Source organism: Zavarzinella formosa DSM 19928, from assembly GCF_000255705.1.
GTDB lineage: Bacteria > Planctomycetota > Planctomycetia > Gemmatales > Gemmataceae > Zavarzinella > Zavarzinella formosa.
In genome coordinates this window covers 1-3,433 of the sequence record NZ_AIAB01000513.1, presented here as the reverse complement: position 1 = coordinate 3,433, position 3,433 = coordinate 1, and the positions used below count along the sequence as shown (strand labels likewise).

The 3,433-nt window shown below is 60.0% G+C and carries 3 protein-coding genes; 2 read left to right on the top strand and 1 reads right to left on the bottom strand.

Annotation, left to right across the window (positions count from 1 at the left end; translation table 11 throughout):
• Positions 1-736, top strand: a 736-nt coding sequence (locus BGIM_RS0100360) for an FkbM family methyltransferase (protein ID WP_020467868.1), incomplete at its 5' end; no start/stop codon positions are given.
• An 18-nt stretch (positions 737-754) separates the two neighbouring features.
• On the opposite strand, the gene BGIM_RS68025 is transcribed toward BGIM_RS0100360, so the two are convergent.
• Positions 755-2,056, bottom strand: coding sequence for a CatB-related O-acetyltransferase (locus tag BGIM_RS68025; RefSeq protein ID WP_052639600.1), 1,302 nt, complete (start codon positions 2,054-2,056; stop codon positions 755-757).
• Positions 2,057-2,550: 494 nt separating this feature from the next.
• Between BGIM_RS68025 and BGIM_RS0100350 the strand changes: the two genes are divergently transcribed.
• Positions 2,551-3,396 (top strand): dsDNA nuclease domain-containing protein, encoded by an 846-nt coding sequence (locus BGIM_RS0100350; RefSeq protein WP_084759604.1) that lies wholly within the window; start codon positions 2,551-2,553, stop codon positions 3,394-3,396.
• Positions 3,397-3,433 lie beyond the last annotated feature (37 nt).

Here is a 3,433-nt window from a genome sequence, read left to right as displayed (position 1 = left end):
GGCCGACAGCCTGTCCCGCACGCGGCCCGCGGCGCCGGGCCGGGATGTGGTGATCCGAGTCGGCAAGGCCGCGCACACGATGCGGACGACGGGCGACGGGCCGGTCCGGGTGCGTGAATTGTTCGAGAAACAGCAATATGGCGGGCTTCCCCCAAACGTCCTGAGGCCATGGCCCCTGATCGTCGATGTCGGGGCCGGCGACGGTTTGTTCGCCCTCTATGGCCTGCTTTTTTATGATCCGGCGGCCATCGTCCACTGTTTTGAGCCGCATCTTCCCGATCATGACTTGCTGCGGGAGAACCTGCGGTCGTTTCCGGGGGTGACCGCGCATCCGTTCGGGCTCGGGAAGGAAGACTCGGACGTTGATCTGTTGCCGCATCCGGCCAGTTCGGGCGAGAACCCGGTCCGTCCGGACTTGCTCCGGAACCCGAGGGAGCAGGTCCGGACGCGGATTCGGAGCGCGGCGGTCGTATGGGATGAATTGACACTGGGCGAGGCGGATATCCTGAAAATCGACGCCGGGGGTTGCGAGGCTGATATTCTGGAGGCCCTCGGCGACCGGGCCCGGTCGGCCCGGGTGGCGCTGCTGAAGTTTCACACCCCGGCCGGCCGCCGACGGATCGACGCTTTGCTGCCCGGCCATGAGTTGTTCGGGGCGAGCTTCCTGAATGCCCGAACTGGCATCCTCAAGTACGTCCGGGCTGATCTGATCGGCGAGGGAAATCAAGGGGGTTGAATCATTCCGGCTCATCCCTCAACCTCGGACAACCAGACCCGCCAGAAAGCTTTCCCATCGGGACACGGCGTCACCCGTGGCCTGATAGGCAAGTGGCGGAAGCGGGACGACGCGAATTCCATTGGCCCTCATCGACACGTCCGGCCCGGACTCCGGGGTGACAATTAACGTGTCATGGTCCTCGCTTTCCTCCACACCGACGTCCTTGCCGGCCGGCAGCCATTTCACCACCTTCGCCCCCGCCTTTCGAGCGGCCGCCGCCAGGCCATCACCGGCGGGATCGCCATGGTGAAGAATAACCACCTCCGGCCGGAACCGGCCGGTGATTCCTCCGAACACCTCCAGAAAGGCCGCCATTTCGGGAGGCGAGAAGGACCGGCCGGCCGTCGTCGGGCCGGGATCGAACAATGTCACCGGCCCGCCGGCGAGGCTGGTGTTCGTGTGTAGCGTGAACCCCCGGCCTCCGGCCGTTGTTTGGGAGGTCCGAACCCCCGGCTTTCCCTGAAGCAACTGGCCTAGCGTCGCACCGGAGTGATCCCCCATGACCGGGCCGGTGAACACCCCGCAGCGCCAGCCTCGTCCGGCGAGGGCGCCCATCAGGATGCGGGCGGGCTCCCCTTCGACCGGGTCGTGATAACAGCGAGATGATGCCAGCATCACGCGAGGAGGCGTGGCTGGCGGGTTTCGGCCGGTCGTTTGGAAACCGGCGCCGGCCTCTTCGAGCACCGGAGTTGTCGAAGACAGCGGATCGGCCGGGGATGGCGGGCCGCTCTCGCTCGTCATTGTCGTTGTCGGCTCCGGGGCATCATTCTCCGTGACGGGCGAATGACGGGAGACGAACTCGTCCACACGCTCGGACCAGATCAGGCCGGCCTCCGCAGCCACCCGTTCCTCGGGCCAATCCCACCACTTGATCGCCAGCAACCGGGACACCGTTTCGGGGTCGAAGCGATGTTTGATTACTCTCGCGGGATTGCCAACGACAATGGCATAGGGGGGAACGTCGCGGGCGACCACCGCCGCCGCCCCGATCACCGCACCGTCCCCGACCGTCACCCCGGACAGGATGGTGGCATAGGCCCCGATCCACACGTCGTTGCCAATCCGAATGTCTCCTTTGGTGCCCGAGACATCCCCGGGCCGCCAGGCGGTGGTGACCCGTTTGGGGTAATGATCGGCGTCGATGATGAAGCGAATCCCCGTCGCGATCGAGGAATACTTGCCGACGCTGATCCGCGTCTTGTCCCCGTAGGCCAGAACCGTCGGAGGAGAGGCAAAGTAACTTCCTCGCCCAAGGGTGATTGTTCGTGGATTCGACATCGGGCACCAAGAAAGGAAGTTTGAGAAGGTGGTTGTGTGCGAGTTCCGCGTCGACGGGTCGGGCCGTAATTCGTCATCCATTTTTGATCAGCCGACCCGTCGAGGGCCACCCTGACCACTTTATCGACGCGCCAACGATGTTTCCATCCACCCGCCAAACACCCGAGTCCGGGTGAATTGACGGACATGTTGCATTGTGGCCTGCCAACAGGGACTTGGATGGCAAAACCACATGAAATGCCACAATGCTTGCAAACTATGGCACCTGTTTCTCTATGAAAGCAAGGCGAGTCTCAAACCATGCCATGAGTTCCACCCTGGGCAAGCCATTCTCTATCTCCTCTGTTTGGCCTTGACCAAATCAGGCAGTCATTATGACTGGCGGTTGCCGGCGAGCAATATAACTTGCCTGGAATCTACGATTGTTCAAAATGTCCGCACAACAATCTGCAATTGATGCTTTTTCGCGATGACTCCAGACAACTGGGAGCAAAATGATTTTCTTCTTGCTCCCAGCCGCCCCATTGCCGGAACAATTGCCCAAATCGTTAAAGTCGGTATTATTATCCGTCCTTGTGCAAGCGATTAGAGCCTGTTGGGCCTGTACTTTGGCAACCGTACCCACTCCAGCGGTGGCCCCCGCGCCACCACCATCGATTCATGCGCGTCCCCTTGTGACCGGAGGAGGGATTTGGGCGAGAAATGGATTTGCATTCCAAGATCATGCTTCCGCGGCATTCTGCCTTGAAATGTTCACCGAGGGTAGCAAGCTCAAATCAGTCTGGTGCGAAGGCCCTGACGACATCACGTTAATCTGGGAAGGAGCCACGGGAGACGAAGTCGAGTTCGTCCAGGTTAAGACCGACGATCACCAAAGCTTTTGGACACCGTCCATCCTTTGCAAGCGTGAGACTAAGGTCAAAAAAGAGAAAGCGAATCTCAAAAAGGAAAACAAGGTCGGGACATCAATTCTGGAAAAGTCCCTCGCCTGCGACTGCCACTTCGCTGAACCGCGTCGATTTCGCATGGTGACCTCCCTTCCGGTAAACGAAGAGTTGACGGTCCTATCCTTTCCACTCGGTTCTGCCGCGCGGGATAAGAAGTCCGAAAAAATGGCTGCTTTAGTTACGGAGATAACGGGACGAGTCTCCGAGTTCAAATCTGAACGTGGCAATGACTGCAACTTTTGGCTGGAAAACACTTTGTGGGACGTTCGTCATTGCGAGGAAAGCTTGCGGACGGAAAACATCCTACTCTTGACGCGGTGGGCAGAGAAGAATGCGATCTGGCTTCTTCAAGACCAGATCGAATCGCTGTACAGCCGCCTGCTCGCTAAATAGGTCCCGCCCTGCCCGAAAGTATCGGTGATTTTAGACA

Coding starts and splice junctions, on each gene's coding strand:
- BGIM_RS68025 (WP_052639600.1), bottom strand. CDS start 2,056: ATGTCGAATCCACGAACAATCACCCTTGGGCGAGGAAGTTACTTTGCC.
- BGIM_RS0100350 (WP_084759604.1), top strand. CDS start 2,551: ATGATTTTCTTCTTGCTCCCAGCCGCCCCATTGCCGGAACAATTGCCC.